Source organism: Pseudomonas sp. J452 (assembly GCF_024666525.1).
In the GTDB taxonomy this organism is placed as follows: Bacteria; Pseudomonadota; Gammaproteobacteria; order Pseudomonadales; family Pseudomonadaceae; genus Aquipseudomonas.
Genome location: NZ_CP088294.1, coordinates 3,052,839 through 3,069,127, shown reverse-complemented (window position 1 = coordinate 3,069,127; position 16,289 = coordinate 3,052,839). Strand labels below are relative to the sequence as shown.

Below are 16,289 nucleotides of genomic sequence, written 5' to 3'. Positions count from 1 at the left end.
TCAGGCTCCCCAGGAATCGCGCAGGGTAACGGTGCGATTGAACACCGGTTTGCCCGGCTGCGAGTCTTTCAGGTCGGCGACGAAGTAGCCTTCGCGCTCGAACTGGAAGCGCTCTTCCGGCGCGGCGTTGGCCAGCGACGGCTCGGCGCGGCAGCCTTGCAGCACCACCAGCGAATCCGGGTTGATGTTGTCGAGGAAGCTGCCGCCCTCCTCGTCCTTCTCCGGGTTGGCGGAGCGGAACAGGCGGTCGTACAGGCGCACTTCGCACTCCACGCTCTCGGTGGCCGGCACCCAGTGGATCACGCCCTTGACCTTGCGGCCTTCGGGGTTCTTGCCCAGGGTGTTCTCGTCGTAGGAGCAGCGCAGCTCGACGATATTGCCGGCGGCGTCCTTGATCGCTTCGTCGGCGCGGATCACATAGCTGCCACGCAGGCGCACTTCACCACCGGGGATCAGGCGCTTGAAGCCGTCCGGCGGGGTTTCTTCGAAGTCGCTGGCGTCGATGTAGATCTCGCGGCTGAACGGCAGCACGCGTACGCCCATGTCCTGCTTGGGATGGCGCGGTAGTTCGAGGTTCTCGACCTGGCCTTCTGGATAGTTGCTGATCACCACTTTCAGCGGCTTGAGCACGCACATGGCGCGCGCAGCGTTGGCATCGAGGTCGTCACGGATGGCGAATTCGAGCATGCCGACATCGACCACGCCGCCGGCGCGGTTGACGCCGATCATGTCGCAGAAGTTGCGGATCGACGCCGGCGTGTAGCCGCGGCGACGGAAGCCGGACAGGGTCGACATGCGCGGATCGTCCCAACCATTCACATGCTTTTCATCGACCAGCTGCTTGAGCTTGCGCTTGCTGGTGATGGTGTAGTTCAGGTTGAGGCGGGCGAATTCGTACTGGCGCGGTTGCGCCGGCACCGGCAGTTGCTCGAGGAACCACTCGTACAGCGGGCGGTGGTCTTCGAACTCCAGGGTGCAGATGGAATGGGTGATGCCCTCGATGGCGTCCGACTGGCCGTGGGTGAAGTCGTAGCTCGGGTAGATGCACCACTTGTCACCGGTCTGATGGTGATGGGCGTGGCGGATGCGGTAGAGGATCGGGTCGCGCAGGTTGATGTTCGGCGAGGTCATGTCGATCTTCGCGCGCAGCGAACGGGCGCCATCGGCGAACTCGCCGGCCTTCATGCGGGCATACAGGTCGAGGTTCTCTTCCACCGAACGCTCGCGGAACGGGCTGTTCTTGCCCGGCTCGGTCAGGCTGCCACGGTAGGCGCGCATTTCCTCGGCATTCAGGTCGCAGACGAAGGCCTTGCCGGCCTTGATCAGCTCGATGGCCCAGGCATGCAACTGGTCGAAATAGTTGGAGGCGTAGCGCTCCTCGCCGGCCCACTGGAAGCCCAGCCACTCGACGTCGCTCTTGATCGCGTCGATGTATTCCTGGTCTTCCTTGGCCGGGTTGGTGTCGTCGAAGCGCAGGTTGCACTCGCCGCCGAGGGCCTGGGCCAGGCCGAAGTTCAGGCAGATCGACTTGGCATGGCCGATGTGCAGGTAGCCGTTGGGCTCCGGCGGGAAGCGCGTGATGATCTTGGCGTGCTTGCCGCTGTCCAGGTCAGCCTGAACGATGGGCAGCAGGAAGTTGGCGGCTTTTTCGACGGTGGGCTTGCTCATGATGTCCTTGAGGGTCAGGTGCGCGGCCAGATGCGGCGAGACAGTAGGCCGGTCAAAACAAAGCCCGTATGATACCCAACCCGTCAACCCCCTGACAGCCGCAAAGCGACCGGGCGTGAGCATAATGGCGTGAAAACAGGCCCTGCCTGTCTCGCTGCCACGCCACTTCCACCGCTTTGCCCGTAACCCAAGAGTGAATCCCATGATCAAGCTGCACACCAACCACGGCGTCATCACCCTGGAACTCTTCGAAGACAAGGCCCCGGAAACCGTGGCCAACTTCAAGGAATATGTGAAGAGCGGTCATTACGACGGCACCGTTTTCCACCGCGTGATCAGCAACTTCATGATCCAGGGCGGCGGTTTCGAGCCGGGCATGAAGCAGAAAGCCACCCGCGCCACCATCAAGAACGAAGCCAACAACGGCGTGGCCAACAAGGTCGGCACCGTGGCCATGGCCCGCACCATGGAGCCGCACTCCGCGAGCGCGCAGTTCTTCATCAACGTCGCCGACAACAGCTTCCTCAACCACAGCGCACCGACCGTACAGGGCTGGGGCTACGCGGTGTTCGGCGAAGTGGTAGAAGGCATGGACGTGGTCAACAAGATCAAAGGCGTGGCCACCACCATGAAATCCGGCCACCAGGATGTGCCGGTCGACGACGTGATCATCGAGAAAGCCGAAATCGTCGAGTAAGTCGATGATCCTGCTGATCTCCGATCTGCACCTGGAAGAGCAACGCCCGGACATCAGCCGGGCGTTTCTACATTTCCTGCAGACCCGTGCCCGTGCGGCCGAAGCCCTGTACATCCTCGGCGACTTCTTCGAGGTATGGATCGGCGACGATGGCATGACGCCCTTCCAGCACGAGATCGCCCGTGCCCTGCGCCAGCTGAGTGACAGCGGCACGCAAATTTTCCTCATGCATGGCAACCGCGACTTCCTGATCGGCAAAGCCTTTTGCCGCGAAGCCGGCTGTACCCTGCTGCAAGACCCCAGCCTGGTGCGTTTCAATGGCGAGCCGGTGCTGCTGATGCACGGTGACAGCCTGTGTACCCAGGACCTGGCCTACATGAAGCTGCGCCGCTGGCTACGCAACCCGCTCAGCCTGTTCATCCTGCGCAACCTGCCGCTCACCACCCGCCACAAGCTGGCGCGCAAGCTGCGCAACGAAAGCCGCGCGCAGACCCGCATGAAAGCCAGCCAGATTGTCGACGTGACCCCGGACGAAGTGCCGCGGATCATGGCCGCGCACGGCGTGCGCACCCTGATCCACGGCCACACCCACCGTCCGGCGGTGCATGAGCTGCTGGTCGACGGCCAGGCCGCCCGGCGCATCGTCCTCGGCGACTGGGACCAGCAGGGCTGGGCCCTGCAGGTGGATGAGAACGGCCTGCATCAGGCACCTTTCCCTCTGAGCTAGAAGCTGCGGCGACACACCGTGGGAGCGCCCTAGTGACGTAGCCCGGACTTCAGTCCGGGAGGGCGTCCGGCATGTCCCGGACTGAAGTCCGGGCTACCGGCTGCTCGACTGAGCCAGCCGCCGTCACAGAGCGTCAAGCATCTGCAGCCAAGGCTGGATATCCACCTCGTCGAGCTGTTCCGGGCGAAGAAATTGCTCGCCGTATTCGCGGTACACGCCGCTGCTCAGGAACAGACGGAACAACTGCGCATCGATGTGCTGGTCGCGGGCCATGAAGGCGAGGATCTTCACCGACTCGGACAAGGTCTTCGGCGCCTTGTACGGACGATCGGCGGCGGTCAGCGCCTCGAAGATATCGGCGATGGCCATCACCCGTTCGGCGATGCTCATGTCGTCCTTGCCCAGTCGCCGCGGGTAGCCGCTGCCATCCATCTTCTCGTGGTGGCTGCCGGCAATGGTCGGCACCCGCTTGAGCTGGCGCGGTAGCGGCAAGGTGCTGAGCATGATGATGGTCTGCACGATATGGTCGTTGATCTTGAAGCGCTCTTCATCGTTCAGCGTGCCGCGACGAATGCCCAGGTTGTACAGTTCGCCGTAGTTGCAGGCATAGGCCGGCAGGCGCATGTCGAAGCCCCAGACATTGCGCGGGTCGTCCTTGGTCACCGGCGGCTTGCGCTCGCCCCAGGGCACCCGGTGTTCGGGGCGGTCGGCGAGCAGCGCCTCCTCCACCGGCAGCGCCGCCAATGGCACCGCCGCCAACCGCTCGGCCTCGTCGCGCGATAGCCCCAGGCGATTGTCGAAATGGCGCAGCCAGCGCCGCTGGCCGATCTGCTGCAGGCGCTCGACGTCCTCGTCCTTCATAAATTCGCCGCCGACGTTGGCTGCCGCGACGAAGGCGAACTCCTCTTGCAGCTCGGCCTGGCGCTGCGCCAGGGTCGACTGCAGGGCCTCCCGCTCGCTGCCGCCAGCCAGGCCCTGCCAGTAGTCGAGCTCGGCGTCGCGCCAGAGCACCTCGAAGCGCATGCGCACCTCGTGGATGCGGTTGTACAGGCTCTCCAGCTTGGTCGCCTTGTCCACCACGTATTCCGGACTGGTGACCTTGCCACAGTCGTGCAGCCAGGCGGCGATGCGAAACTCGTACAGCTCGGCTTCGCTCATGCTGAAGTCGGCGTAAGGCCCGCGATCGGCGATGACCTGGTCCAGCAGCATCTGCGCCAGCTGCGGTACCCGTTCGCAGTGACCGCCGGTATAGGGGCTCTTGGCGTCGATGGCATCGGCCAGCAGCTTGATGATGGCGTCCAGCAGACGCTGCTGGGCCTCGATCAGCTGGCGTGTCTCGATGGCCACCGCGGCGGCGCCGGACAGCTCCTCGACGAAGCGGCGGAAGGGTTGTTGCACAGCGCCACCCTGTGCATGCTCGGGTGCCAGCTGCAGCACCAGGATGCCGAGCAGTTCGTCACTGCGGTCGTTGAGCACGACCTCCAGACAGTGGCCGCGAATCGCCAGGGCCTGGGCCACGGCGGCCGCCAGATCCTCATGACTGTGCGCCTCGAGCGCGACGCTCTCCGGATAGTCCTCACCATGGCAGTCGGCCGCCAGGCGCAACTCGCCGCTCTCGTCGTCATGCAGGTAGACGGCGCCGCCACTCGCCCCGGTGGCCTCGACCAATTGCCCGAGCACCCCGCCGAGCATGCTCTCCAGGTTCGTTTCGCGGCTCAGCGTCAGGGTGATGGACTGGAAGTTACGAATGGCCCCCGACATGCGCCGCAGCACGCGACTGAGATCATGCACTTCGCTGACGCTGGACTCGACGCCCACCTCGAGGCTGAAATCAAAACTCGCCAGGGCGCGCACCTGGCCAGCCAACAGCCGCAGCGGCCGGCCGATGCGATGGCCGAGCAGCCAGCCGACCAACAACAACAGGGCGATCAGTACCAGCGCCCACTGCAGTTGCTCCAGCAGCACCTTGCGCGCGCCAGCCTGCAGCTCATCGGCCGGCACGGCGATCAGCACCTGCAGCGGCTGATCGGAGAGGCTCGACATCGGCACGCGCATGCCGTACCACTCGCGGCCTTCCACCCGGTACAGCCGCGGCGCGGTGCCCTGCGGTGGATCGGCGAACAGCTGGGCCAGACTGGGGATGCCCAATTCCTCGATGCGCGACAGGCGCAGCCCCTCACCCTCCTCGACGATCACCCGCTGCAGGTCCGGGTAAGTCAGCACCGTGCCCTCGCCATCCACCAGCGCGATCTCGGTGCCGGCCGTCATGCGCATATCCTGCATCTCGCTGGCGAGCGCATTCACCGAGGCGTCCATGCCGATCACCGCCGCCCCATCGATGCTGCGCTGCGCCAGGGTCAGGCCGATCTCGCGGGTGCCGAAGAACACATAGGGGCGGGTCAGCACGGTGCTGGCCTGCTCAATGCTCTGGGTGAACCAGGGCCGGGTGCGCGGATCGAAGCGGAAATCGGGCTTGACCTCGGACTGCAACAGGGTCAGGTCGCTGTCGTAGAAACGCCACTCGCCCAGCAAGGCACCGGACTCGCCCCTGCTCATGCTCATCACCAGGAAGTCTGCCCCCTCGGGGCCACCGAAACGCTGGCGCAGCTCCGGGTCGCGCAGCACCGACAGCAGCTCACCATTGGGGTAGCCGACATAGATGTTGCTGAGCACATTGTTGGCGGTCAGGCACTCCACCAGCAGCGGCAGGCTTTCGAGCCGTTGCGGCAGGGTGTCGGCCTGAGAGATGGCGTCGTAGGCGAGCAGACGGATCGAACTGCGCACCGGGTCGATCAGCCGCCGGGCCTTCTCATTGAAGGTCTTGCCGAACTGCTGGGCGGTATCGCCGGCGGCCACCACCAGGGCCTGCTCGACCCCTTGGTAGCCCTGCCAAGCCAGCGCCCCGCCCAGCAACAGGGAGCTGAAGGTGATCGCCAGGGCGATCAGCAGTTGCAGGGAGATGCCGCCTGCGGACTTATGCATGGTTGTCCCGCCCGGCCAGTACGTCAGGGTAATAGCTGTTCGGCAGCTCCTCAGCCAGGTGCGCTGTGATCGCGGCCAGGCAAAACGGCTCGCAACCAGAGCGCCGCGCCGGCTCCACGGCCTGATCCGGACTCAGCAGAGCCGCGCGCAAGCTACTCTTCAGCCAATGACCTCGACAAGACTCCCGGCCCATCTTCACCCCCCATTCGCTCGCTGAACTGCACGGCGCAGTTCAGCTCAGTGTAATAGGCTCCGGGGAATGCGCCGGACTCCTGCCGCGCCAGAACGGCCGAAGCCCTGTAGATCCTCGGTGACTTCTTCGAGGTATGGATCGGCGACGACGGCATGACGCCCTTCCCGCTCATCTAAGTAATCTGCGCGAGGCACGCCACATACTGGCCAGCCGCCACTTGACGCCCCCGCGCCGGCTCAGCAGCATTCGCGTTCTTTTCCCGCAGTCAAGGACAGATCATGGAAATCACCAACGGAGCCTCCTCGAAACTCTCCCTCATCAAGTATGTCGGCATGCCCGTACTGGTCGCCGCCATCGGCTTCGTCACTTTCAACGGGGTGTTCTTCTATAACGAAGCCGGTTTCGCCACCCATGTGCGAACCATCTTCGGCGAAGAGAAGGTAGTCGACGACGTCGGCTACGCGACCAAATGGTTCGGTCGTGCCACCGCCTGGAAGAAGGCCCTCAGCGTGCAGTCGGTGCTCACCGAGGCCCTGGCCATCGACGACAGCAGCGACAACGATTCGCTCGGTGCGACCATCGAAGCCTTCCCCATCGTGTTTCTCGGCAACGTCGACGCCCAGGTCGAATCTTCGGCGCGCTTTCGCCTGCCGGCTGGCGAGCAGTTCCTGAAGATCGCCCAGGAGTACCGCAACCCGGAAAATTTCATCAAGACCGCCCTGGTGCCGGCCATCAAGGAAACCCTGCAGGCCACCGCCTCGCTGATGAGCGCCGACGATTTCTACGCCGGCGCGCGCAGCGAGTTCGCCGCCGAGTTCGAGAACCAGCTGAACGACGGCCTGTACCTGATCAAGCGCAAGGAAGTGCGTGGCCCGCGCGGCCACCAGCCGAGCCAGACGGCGATTCTCCAGGCCGGCACCGAACAGGGCAGCTTCGGCGACAACAATGCCAGCCAGTTCGTCACCGAGAAGGTCATGGACAACAAGGGCATCCCGGTACGCAAGCAGCAGCAATTCCGTAAATACGGGGTGGAAGTGGTCGAGGCGCGCATCACCAACGTCGACCCCAACCCGCAGTACAAGCAGCGCATGGTCAAGGTCCAGCAGGCCCTGGCCGAGCTGGCCGTGGCCCGGCAGAACCGCCTGAAGGAAGAGGAAGAGAAGCTGCTGGTCACCGCCCGCGGTGAGAAGGAAGTGGAAGCCCGCCGTCAGGAAACCCTGCGCGACCAGATCGAGCGCACCACCCAGGCCGAGACCGAGAAGCAACTGGCGCGGATCAACGCCGAGCGCGAAAAAGGCCGCGCCGAGATCGAGAAGCAGACCGCCGAGTTGCTGCGCGACAAGGCAGCAATCACCGCCGACGCCACCAAAATCACCGCCGACGCCGAGGCCTATGCACGCAAAGCAGTGATCGAGGCGGACGGCGCCCTGCAGCCGAAACTGGAGGCGCTGATCTCGATCAACAAGGTCTGGGCCGAAGCCGCCGCCCAGGCGCCGGTACCCGGTGTGATGATGGGTGGCTCGGGCACGGGAGCCAGCGCCAGCCGCCAGGACGAGATCGGCCAACTGATGGGCATCCTCGCCACCAAGGCCGCCCGCGACCTGTCGCTGGACATGAAGGTCAAGGAATAAGCTTCAGGCAGAACTGAAAACGCCCCGCACTGAGCGTAATGCTGTGCACTTAAGGAAAACGCCGCCTTCCTCCTCATGGAAAGCGGCGTTTTTTTCTTGCGGCAAATGCAGTGGCCAGGCAACGGGATAATGACTTTCTGGCAACACGGACAGTCCCCTCTCCCACTTGTGGGAGAGGGTTAGGGAGAGGGGCGCACTTGACCACTACAAGTGGCCTGCCCAACCCTCTCCCCCGGCCCCTCTCCCGTGAACGGGAGAGGGGAGCAAAGCGCTTAAGTGAACGGTATTACCCGCACTGAGCAGGGCGTTCTGTTTCAGCTGGGAGCCTCAGGCCGCCGGGCACGCCGGCAGGCGCAAGTCGCCAAAGGCCAGTTGCAGCCAGTGGCGATAAAAGCCTTCAGCCACCCGATTGAGCGCCGCCACCCGCGCCGGCAGGTCGACCAGCATCTGCCGCAGACCCTGCTGGCTGGCCTGGGTTTCGTCGAGCAGGTGCGCCCAGTCGCGCAACCAGTCGGTGACCAGCGCCTCGGTCATTTCCGGGTGGCCCTGCAGGGCCAGCACCTTGTCGCCCCAGGCGAAGGCCTGGTTCGGGCACCAGGGGCTGGACAGCAGCCACTCGGCACCGGCCGGCAATTCGAAGGTGTCGCTGTGCCACTGATAGACCGGAAACTCCGCCGGCAGATGGGTTAGCCAGGGATTGGGCTTGGCCTTGTCGCGGCGCACCAGCGGCTGCCAGCCGACTTCGGTATAGGGCATGCGATGCACCGGCGCGCCGAGGGCACGGGCAATCATCTGCCCACCCAGGCAGTGGCCGATCAAGGGAATATCGCGTTGGATGATGTGCTGCAAAGCGGCAACTTCTGCCCCGATCCAGGGCAGATCGTCGTTGACGCTCATCGGCCCGCCCATCACCGCCACGGCATGCGGGCGGTCAAGGTCGTAGCCATCGAGTTCACCGAGGTCGCAGCGCAACACGGTGTAGTCGAGCTGATGGGCCTCCAGCACTGCTGCCAGGTGGCCCGGAGAACAATAATCGACGTGCGTTAGAATTAGAATGTCGGTCATGACTTCTCTCCGATGTCCGCTGGAATAGGCAAGGCCCGTGCCGGAGCACGGAACCTTGCGGCAATTCTGCGAACTTTTTTACGGAGGCTAACCGAGTCGCCCGTGACCGACCAGTGCCGGCACGGACAAACCTGCAGCATCAGGCAATGCTGACCGCCTGTTGATCGCTACGCGCCAGATCCATCAACTCGCGGTTGGCCACCGCATACATGGCGTAGTCCGTCGTGGTCGCTGCACGCAGCTCTGCGAGCATCACCAGCCAGCGTTGCACCAGTGCCTTATGCTGCTCCAGCCAGAACACCACGCGCTCCTCCACATCCACCGGACCGTCGGCCATCTGCAGCACCGCGATGGTGATAGCGCGCTGCTGCCAGTCCAGGTCGTCGCGGAACGCCTCGCGGGCCAGGGCCTGCCAGTTGTTGTCCACCGGCAAACTGGTGATCTGCTGCAGGTACCAGGACAGCTCCAGCGCCCCGCCCACGGCGAAGTAGGCGGTAGCCACTTCCGAGGCCGGCTTGCCGGTGACATCCGCTGCTTCGATGATCGGCAGCAGGGTGTACAGGTGACTGGTGCCAGCGACCACGCGGGCCAGTTCCTCCGGTGTACCGGCTTCGACGAAGCCCTGGTAGCGCGCCAGCCACTGCTCGCGGGCCGGGCCTTCCAGCAGTTCGTCCAGACGCCCGGCCAGTTCGGCCACGCGCGGGCCGAAGTGGCCGACATCGCGGGCGGCATCCAGCTCGTTGCGGCGACTGCGCAGGAACCAGCGGGTAGCCCGGCGACCCAGGCGCATCAGCTCGTCCATCAACTGCAACTGCAGCTCGGCCGGCACCTGATAGTCCAGCGCCTCGATCTGCTTCCACCAGTGCGGCAGACGGAACACGTCACGCACGATGACATAGGCGCCGGCGACATTGGCCGCGCTCATGCCGGTGGATTCCTTCAGGCGCTGCACGAAGGTGATGCCCATGTGGTTGACCAGATCGTTGGCGATCTGCGTGCTGACGATCTCGCGCTTCAGGCGATGGCGGCGCATCGGCTCGGCGAACTTCTTGCTCAGCTGCGCCGGGAAGGCGGTCTCCATCTCACGGGCCAGGTAGTCGTCATCCGGCACCAGGGATTTGAGCAGCGCTTCCTTGAGGTCGATCTTGCTGTAGGAGATCAGCACCGACAGCTCCGGCCGGGTCAGGCCATGGCCGCCCACGGCGCGCTCGTTGAGCTCGTCGTCGCTGGGCAGGAACTCCAGGGCACGGTCCAGCTTGCCGGCCGCTTCCAGCGCGGCCATCAGGCGCTTGTACTCGGGCAGGCGTTCGCGGGCGCGACGCTCGGCCAGGGACAAGGCCTGGGTCTGCTTGTAGTTGTTGCCCAGCACCAGGCTGCCTACCGCATCGGTCATTTCGGCCAGCAGCTTGTTGCGCTGCTTGCCGGTCATGTCACCGGCGCCAACGATCTCGTTGAGCAGGATCTTGATGTTGACCTCGTGGTCGGAGCAGTCCACACCGCCGGCGTTATCGATGAAGTCGGTGTTGCTGGCGCCGCCGCTCAGGCCGTATTCGACCCGGCCGAGCTGGGTCATGCCGAGGTTGCCGCCCTCGCCCACCACCTTGGCGCGCAGCTCGTTGCCGTTGACGCGCAGGCCATCGTTGGCCTTGTCGCCGACGTCGGCGTGGCTTTCCTTGCTTGATTTCACGTAGGTGCCGATGCCGCCGTTCCACAGCAGATCGACCGGTGCCTTGAGCAGCGCATTGAGCAGTTCGGTGGGCGCCAGCTTGTCGGCGCTGATGTCAAAGCGCGCCTGCATCTGCGGGCTGATGGCGATGCTCTTGGCGCTGCGCAGGAAGATCCCGCCACCTTCGGAGATCAGCTTGGCGTCATAGTCGGCCCAGCTGGAGCGCGGCAGGTCGAACAGGCGCTGGCGCTCGACGAAACTCTTCGCCGCATCCGGATTGGGGTCGATGAAGATGTGCATATGGTTGAAGGCCGCCACCATCTGCAGCTTGTCCGACAGCAGCAGGCCGTTGCCGAACACGTCGCCGGCCATGTCGCCGATGCCGATGACGGTGACGTTGTCCTTCTGCACATCGATGCCGCGCTCGCGGAAGTGGCGCTGCACCGAGACCCAGCCGCCCTTGGCGGTAATGCCCATGCCCTTGTGGTCGTAGCCGGCCGAACCACCGGAGGCGAAGGCGTCACCCAGCCAGAAGCCGTAGTCGAGGGCGATGCCGTTGGCGATGTCGGAGAAGGTCGCGGTGCCCTTGTCGGCGGCCACCACCAGGTAGGGGTCGTCGTTATCGTGGCGCACCACGTTCTGCGGCGGCACCACAGCGCCGTCCTTGAGGTTGTCGGTGATGTCGAGCAGGCCGCTGATGAAGATGCGGTAGCAGGCGATGCCCTCGGCCAGCACCTCGTCGCGGTTGGCGCCCACCGGCATCTTGCGCGGGATGAAACCGCCCTTGGCGCCCATCGGCACGATCACCGCGTTCTTCACCTGCTGCGCCTTGACCAGGCCGAGCACCTCGGTGCGGAAGTCCTCCTCGCGATCGGACCAACGCAGGCCGCCACGGGCCACGTCGCCGAAGCGCAGGTGCACGCCTTCGACGCGCGGGCAGTAGACGAAGATCTCGAACTTCGGCACCGGCCGCGGGATGTCCGGAATCAGCCGCGGGCTGAGCTTGAAGCTGAAGTAATGCTTGGCCTGACCATCGGCGTCCGGCTGATAGAAGTTAGTGCGCAGGGTGGCCTTGATCAGGTCCAGGTAGCGCCGCAGGATGCGGTCCTCGTTGAGCACCGCGACATTGTCCAGAGCGGCGAGAATCGCCTGCTCCAGTTTCTGCTGCTTGTCTTCTAGGTCTTCGCCGACCAGCTTGCGCGCCAGGTAGAAGCGCGTCTTGAACAGGCGCACCAGCTCCTTGGCGATATCGGCATGGTTGACCAGGGTGGCGGCGATATAGCTCAGGTCGAAGCCCAGGCGGATTTGCTTGAGGTAGCGCGCGTAGGCGCGCAGCAGCGCCACGTCGCGCCAGGGCATGGAAGCCGTCAGCACCAGACGGTTGAAGCCGTCGTTCTCCGCCGCGCCACCGACGATCTGCACGAAGGCGTCCTGCAGGGTGTCATTGAGCTGCTGGATGTCGACCGCCGTGCCCTCGGCACTGGTGAAGGCGAAGTCGTGAATCCAGAACTCGCGGCCATCGGCACGGCGCAGCTTGTAGGGGAACTCGCCGAGCACGCGCAGGCCGAGGTTTTCCAGGATCGGCAAGACGTCCGACAGCGGTAGCGGCGTGTCGGCGTGGTACAGCTTGCAGTGCAGCTCCTGCTCGCCCTGGGCCAGCGGCTGGTAGAAGCTCATCACCAGCGGGCGCTCTGCGGACAGGCTGAGCAGGTGCTGCATGTCGACCACCGCCGAATGCGGGGCAAAGCGCTCGCAATAACCGGCCGGGAAGCCTTTCGGGAAATCCGCCAGCACCTGAGTGCCCTGGGCCTCGCCGAAGCTTTCCACGACCAGACTGGCGTAGTCGTCCTTCCACGAACGACAGGCCTGGATGACTTCCTTCTCCAGGCGTACCGGGTCGATCTGCACACGGTTCTTCGGGTCGACCTTGAGGATGAACTGCACCCGCGCCAGTACCGACTCGGAGAAGTAGGTCCAGAACTCGCAGTCACTGGCGCCCAGGCGCTCCATGAGGATCTGCTGGATCTTCACCCGCGTCTCGGTGGAGTACACATCGCGCGGCACATAGGCCAGGCAGTAAGCGAAACGACCGTAGGGGTCGCGGCGGATGAACAGGCGCAGCTTGTTGCGTTCCTGGATCTGCACGATGGCGATGGCCGTGTTGAACAGCTCATCAACCGGGGTCTGGAACAGGTCATCGCGCGGCAGCACTTCCAGCACCTGCTCCAGCTCCTTACCCAGGTGCGCCTTGCGGTCGAAGCCGGAGCGCGCGGAGATTTCCGCCACCTTGCGGCGGATATAGGGGATGCGGCTGACGCTTTCGGCGTACACCGAGGAGGTGTACAGGCCCATGAAGCGGCACTCCTTGATCACCTTGCCCTTGGCGTCCAGCTCGCGGATCGAGACGAAGTCCGGATAAGCCGGGCGATGCACGCGGCTCGGCGTGGCGGCCTTGGCGAAGGACAGCAGACGCGGTTCACGCAGGAACTCCACGGCCTCCTTTTCGATATGCAGCTCGTCCTTCTTCAGGCCCTTGCGCAGGCCGCGCGACAAGCCGAGCAGGGATTTTTCGTCATACACCAGATGGCCGCCATCCTTCTCTTCGGCCACGGTGAATTCCTCGTAGCCGAGGAAGGTGAAGTGGTTATCCAGCAGCCAGCCGAGGAACACCTTGATCTCCGCCAGCTCGGCGCCGTCGACCTTGAGCTTGGCCTTGTCCAGCCAGGCCAGCAGCTCTTCGGCACGGGCCTTCATCGGCTGGAAGTCGGCCACCGCCAGGCGCACTTCCTCCAGCACTTCCTGCAGGGCCTTTTCCAGGGTGCGCAGCTCGCCCACGTTGGCGCAGCGGTCGATCTCCAGGTACATCAGCGCTTCTTGCTGCACGCCCTTGCCGCTGCTGCCCTTGGCCAGGATTTCCTGCAGCCCGCCGTTCTTCTCACGGCGCACACTGAACACACTGTTCTGCAGGGTATGAATGCTGTAGCCACGGCGGTTCAGTTCCATGCGCACCGAGTCGACCAGAAATGGCAGGTCGACATGCAGCACCTCCACGGCGGTGTGGGTGGACTGCCAGCCGTGCTTCTCGTAATCCGGGTTGTACACCCGCACCAGCGGCTTGGCGGCGTCGAAACGCTCGAGCAGGCGCCAGGACGACAGGGTGCAGCCGGCCAGATCGCCGAGGCGGCGTTGGGTCAGTTCGTCGAGGGCGACGATGCCGAAGAATTGCTCGGCGAACAGCGCCACTTGTGGCAACGCCTGATCGCTGACGTGCTGGGCCAGGGCCGCTTGCAGTTGGTGCTGGAAGTCGGCTTTGCTGGCCGCAGTGAAAAACGCCATGGTGATGCTCCGCTGGACTTGTTATTCGTGGAGGCGCCGCGCGTGCTCCCAGGCAGGAAGCTGCACCGCCGGCTCCAGGCAAGTCTAGGCCATGATGGAAACTCGGCAGTACGCACGACGACCCATAGGTCACGGCAAGCTTAGCGAGTGCGTGTGAAAGCACGCTTGCAGCCCTGCGACATATTCGTTCATCGCCATGCAGGCCCAGGCTGGCACTTGTAGGAGCGAGCTCTGCTCGCGAAGCTTTTGACGAAGCCAACAGCGCGCGCCTACACGCTTCACAACTGAGCTGCTAAGGTGCCGGCTTCCTCGCAGTCTGGTAGGGAAACCATGCAGTACCGTCCTCTCACGCGCTCCCTCGTGCGCAACTTCGGCAACCTGCTAGTCAGCGCCATCGGCCTGTTGTTGCTGGCCCTGGCCTGGTGGCTGGCACCGCAGCTGATTCCCCTGCTGCTGGCCTGTGGCGTACTGGTCTACCTGGGCGTCTTGCTGCCGCGCTGGATCGGCCGCAGCGAACGCCTGCGCCGCGCCGAAGCCGCGCGCCAGGCCGGGGTGGCCAAGTGGGGTTTCCACTGCCGCGATCATGCCGGCCCCTGGCTCAACTACATCGACTATCCCCTGCTGCGCCATGAGCCATGGCTGGCCGGGCGCTTCTTCTATAGCGAGTGGCTGGTGATCCACGACGGCCTGCTGATCGTCAATCCCGGCCCTTCGCGGGTCGACCTGGAACACGGCGAAGTCCGCTATGACTTCACGTGCAGCAACACCTACGCCTGGGACGGCTGCACGCCCAAGGTGCCGTTCTACTGGGTGGCCATCCTCGGCATTCCCGACTGGTGGGAAAAGCTCCACCGCATCCAGCGCCTGCAGCAGGGCCAGGTGCAGGAAAGCCAGGTGTTCTGGCCGCTGGCCCACCCCGCCAGCCTGGTGCATGACGCGCTGTACCAGTACCTCAACGTTGCGCCAGTGGCCAAGCACGAGGCCGACCGGCTGTTCATGCGCATGCTGCGCGAGGCCGGCATGACCTGGCCACTGGCGTTCGCCTACTACCTCAGCGTGCGTCTGTTCGGCGCGCCGGATATCCGTGGGCCGGCGCGCGCCAACAGCACGCTGCGCTGCATCAGCGCCTTGCCGCACGGCACGCCGGCAGCGCCAGAGAACTTAGTCGACATGCCGCGGTCTGCTTGAGCCGCGCCCATTCCGCACGAAAACGGAACTGGCCGGCACTGCACCACCGCGGCTATGCCAGATCGCCGCGCAATGCAGTAGAGTTACCACCCCGATCGGGTGTGTTCGGCTACCCAGTCCCTTTCCAGGAAGAACCTCGATGGAACATCGTGAGGCGCTACTCGCGCTGCGACACTTTCTTGCAACCCAGATTCTCGGCCAGGAAAAACTCATCGAGCGTCTGCTGATCGCCCTGTTGGCGGACGGCCACCTGCTGGTCGAAGGCGCTCCCGGCCTGGCCAAGACCAAGGCGATCAAGGAACTGGCCGAAGGCATCGAGGCCGAATTCCACCGCATCCAGTTCACCCCCGACCTGCTCCCCGCCGACATCACCGGCACCGAGATCTACCGCCCGGAAACCGGCAGCTTCGTGTTCCAGCAGGGACCGATCTTCCACAACCTGGTGCTGGCCGACGAGATCAACCGCGCCCCGGCCAAGGTGCAATCCGCGCTGCTCGAAGCCATGGCCGAGCGCCAGGTCAGCGTCGGGCGCTGCACCTATGATCTGTCGCCGCTGTTCCTGGTGATGGCCACGCAGAACCCGATCGAGCAGGAAGGCACCTACCCGCTGCCCGAAGCCCAGCTCGACCGCTTCCTCATGCACGTCAAGATCGGTTTCCCGGATGCCAGCGTGGAACGCAAGATCCTCGCCCAGGCCCGCGGCGATGCGCTCAACGGCGAAGCCAAGCCGGAACACCGGGTGACCCAGCAGGCGATCTTCGCCGCGCGCAAGGAAATCCTCGGCCTGTATATGGCCGACGCGGTGGAGGAGTACCTGGTGCAACTGGTGATGGCCACGCGTACCCCGGGCAAGTTCGACCCGGAGATGGCCGAGTGGATCGCCTACGGCGCCAGCCCGCGCGGCTCCATCGCCCTCGACCGCTGCGCGCGCGCGCATGCCTGGCTGGCCGGGCGTGATTTCGTCAGCCCGGAAGATATCCAGGCGGTGCTGTTCGACGTACTGCGCCACCGCATCATCCTGTCGTTCGAGGCGGAGGCCGCTGGCATCGACCAGGACCGGGTGATCCAGCGCATTCTCGATGTGGTGGCGGTGGCGTGATGCAGCGTCGCCCCGTAGCCCGGATGCAATCCGGGAA

General features: G+C 64.6%; 9 protein-coding genes and 1 pseudogene. 6 read left to right on the top strand and 4 right to left on the bottom strand.

Annotated features, from left to right (window positions below):
* A complete protein-coding gene (locus LRS11_RS13895) occupies nucleotides 1–1,668 on the bottom strand; it encodes a glutamine--tRNA ligase/YqeY domain fusion protein (RefSeq protein WP_260493545.1) in 1,668 nt (555 codons plus the stop codon).
* A gap of 202 nt (nucleotides 1,669–1,870) precedes the next feature.
* Between LRS11_RS13895 and LRS11_RS13890 the strand changes: the two genes are divergently transcribed.
* Both LRS11_RS13890 and lpxH read left to right on the top strand, forming a co-directional pair.
* On the top strand, nucleotides 1,871–2,365 hold the full coding sequence (locus LRS11_RS13890) for a peptidylprolyl isomerase (RefSeq protein WP_260493544.1): 495 nt from the start codon (nucleotides 1,871–1,873) through the stop codon (nucleotides 2,363–2,365).
* Nucleotides 2,366–2,369: 4 nt separating this feature from the next.
* Entirely contained in the window at nucleotides 2,370–3,092 is a 723-nt protein-coding gene (lpxH, locus tag LRS11_RS13885; protein ID WP_260493543.1) for a UDP-2,3-diacylglucosamine diphosphatase, read from the top strand.
* 123 nt (nucleotides 3,093–3,215) lie between these two features.
* Here lpxH and LRS11_RS13880 read toward each other — a convergent pair whose 3' ends face one another.
* Nucleotides 3,216–6,074, bottom strand: coding sequence for an HD domain-containing phosphohydrolase (locus tag LRS11_RS13880; RefSeq protein ID WP_260493542.1), 2,859 nt, complete (start codon nucleotides 6,072–6,074; stop codon nucleotides 3,216–3,218).
* Between the two features lie 276 nt (nucleotides 6,075–6,350).
* Between LRS11_RS13880 and LRS11_RS13875 the strand changes: the two are divergent.
* A pseudogene (locus LRS11_RS13875) lies at nucleotides 6,351–6,431 on the top strand (UDP-2,3-diacylglucosamine diphosphatase); the annotation flags it as partial.
* A 114-nt stretch (nucleotides 6,432–6,545) separates the two neighbouring features.
* A complete protein-coding gene (locus LRS11_RS13870) occupies nucleotides 6,546–7,898 on the top strand; it encodes an SPFH domain-containing protein (protein ID WP_260493541.1) in 1,353 nt (450 codons plus the stop codon).
* Nucleotides 7,899–8,225: 327 nt separating this feature from the next.
* Here LRS11_RS13870 and LRS11_RS13865 read toward each other — a convergent pair whose 3' ends face one another.
* Nucleotides 8,226–8,963 (bottom strand): type 1 glutamine amidotransferase, encoded by a 738-nt coding sequence (locus tag LRS11_RS13865; RefSeq protein ID WP_260493540.1) that lies wholly within the window; start codon nucleotides 8,961–8,963, stop codon nucleotides 8,226–8,228.
* Nucleotides 8,964–9,102: 139 nt separating this feature from the next.
* Nucleotides 9,103–13,965: an NAD-glutamate dehydrogenase gene (locus LRS11_RS13860; RefSeq protein ID WP_260493539.1), complete on the bottom strand. Its 4,863-nt coding sequence runs from the start codon at nucleotides 13,963–13,965 to the stop codon at nucleotides 9,103–9,105.
* A gap of 330 nt (nucleotides 13,966–14,295) precedes the next feature.
* Here LRS11_RS13860 and LRS11_RS13855 point away from each other — a divergent pair, with 330 nt between their 5' ends.
* Nucleotides 14,296–15,153 (top strand): DUF1353 domain-containing protein, encoded by an 858-nt coding sequence (locus LRS11_RS13855; protein WP_260493538.1) that lies wholly within the window; start codon nucleotides 14,296–14,298, stop codon nucleotides 15,151–15,153.
* Nucleotides 15,154–15,292: 139 nt separating this feature from the next.
* Entirely contained in the window at nucleotides 15,293–16,252 is a 960-nt protein-coding gene (locus tag LRS11_RS13850) for a MoxR family ATPase (protein WP_173205513.1), read from the top strand.
* Nucleotides 16,253–16,289: the final 37 nt, after the last annotated feature.

Excerpts from the sequence above, each read along its gene's own strand:
- LRS11_RS13895 (WP_260493545.1), bottom strand. The coding sequence starts at position 1,668 with ATGAGCAAGCCCACCGTCGAAAAAGCCGCCAACTTCCTGCTGCCCATC.
- LRS11_RS13890 (WP_260493544.1), top strand. The coding sequence starts at position 1,871 with ATGATCAAGCTGCACACCAACCACGGCGTCATCACCCTGGAACTCTTC.
- lpxH (WP_260493543.1), top strand. The coding sequence starts at position 2,370 with ATGATCCTGCTGATCTCCGATCTGCACCTGGAAGAGCAACGCCCGGAC.
- LRS11_RS13880 (WP_260493542.1), bottom strand. The coding sequence starts at position 6,074 with ATGCATAAGTCCGCAGGCGGCATCTCCCTGCAACTGCTGATCGCCCTG.
- LRS11_RS13870 (WP_260493541.1), top strand. The coding sequence starts at position 6,546 with ATGGAAATCACCAACGGAGCCTCCTCGAAACTCTCCCTCATCAAGTAT.
- LRS11_RS13865 (WP_260493540.1), bottom strand. The coding sequence starts at position 8,963 with ATGACCGACATTCTAATTCTAACGCACGTCGATTATTGTTCTCCGGGC.
- LRS11_RS13860 (WP_260493539.1), bottom strand. The coding sequence starts at position 13,965 with ATGGCGTTTTTCACTGCGGCCAGCAAAGCCGACTTCCAGCACCAACTG.
- LRS11_RS13855 (WP_260493538.1), top strand. The coding sequence starts at position 14,296 with ATGCAGTACCGTCCTCTCACGCGCTCCCTCGTGCGCAACTTCGGCAAC.
- LRS11_RS13850 (WP_173205513.1), top strand. The coding sequence starts at position 15,293 with ATGGAACATCGTGAGGCGCTACTCGCGCTGCGACACTTTCTTGCAACC.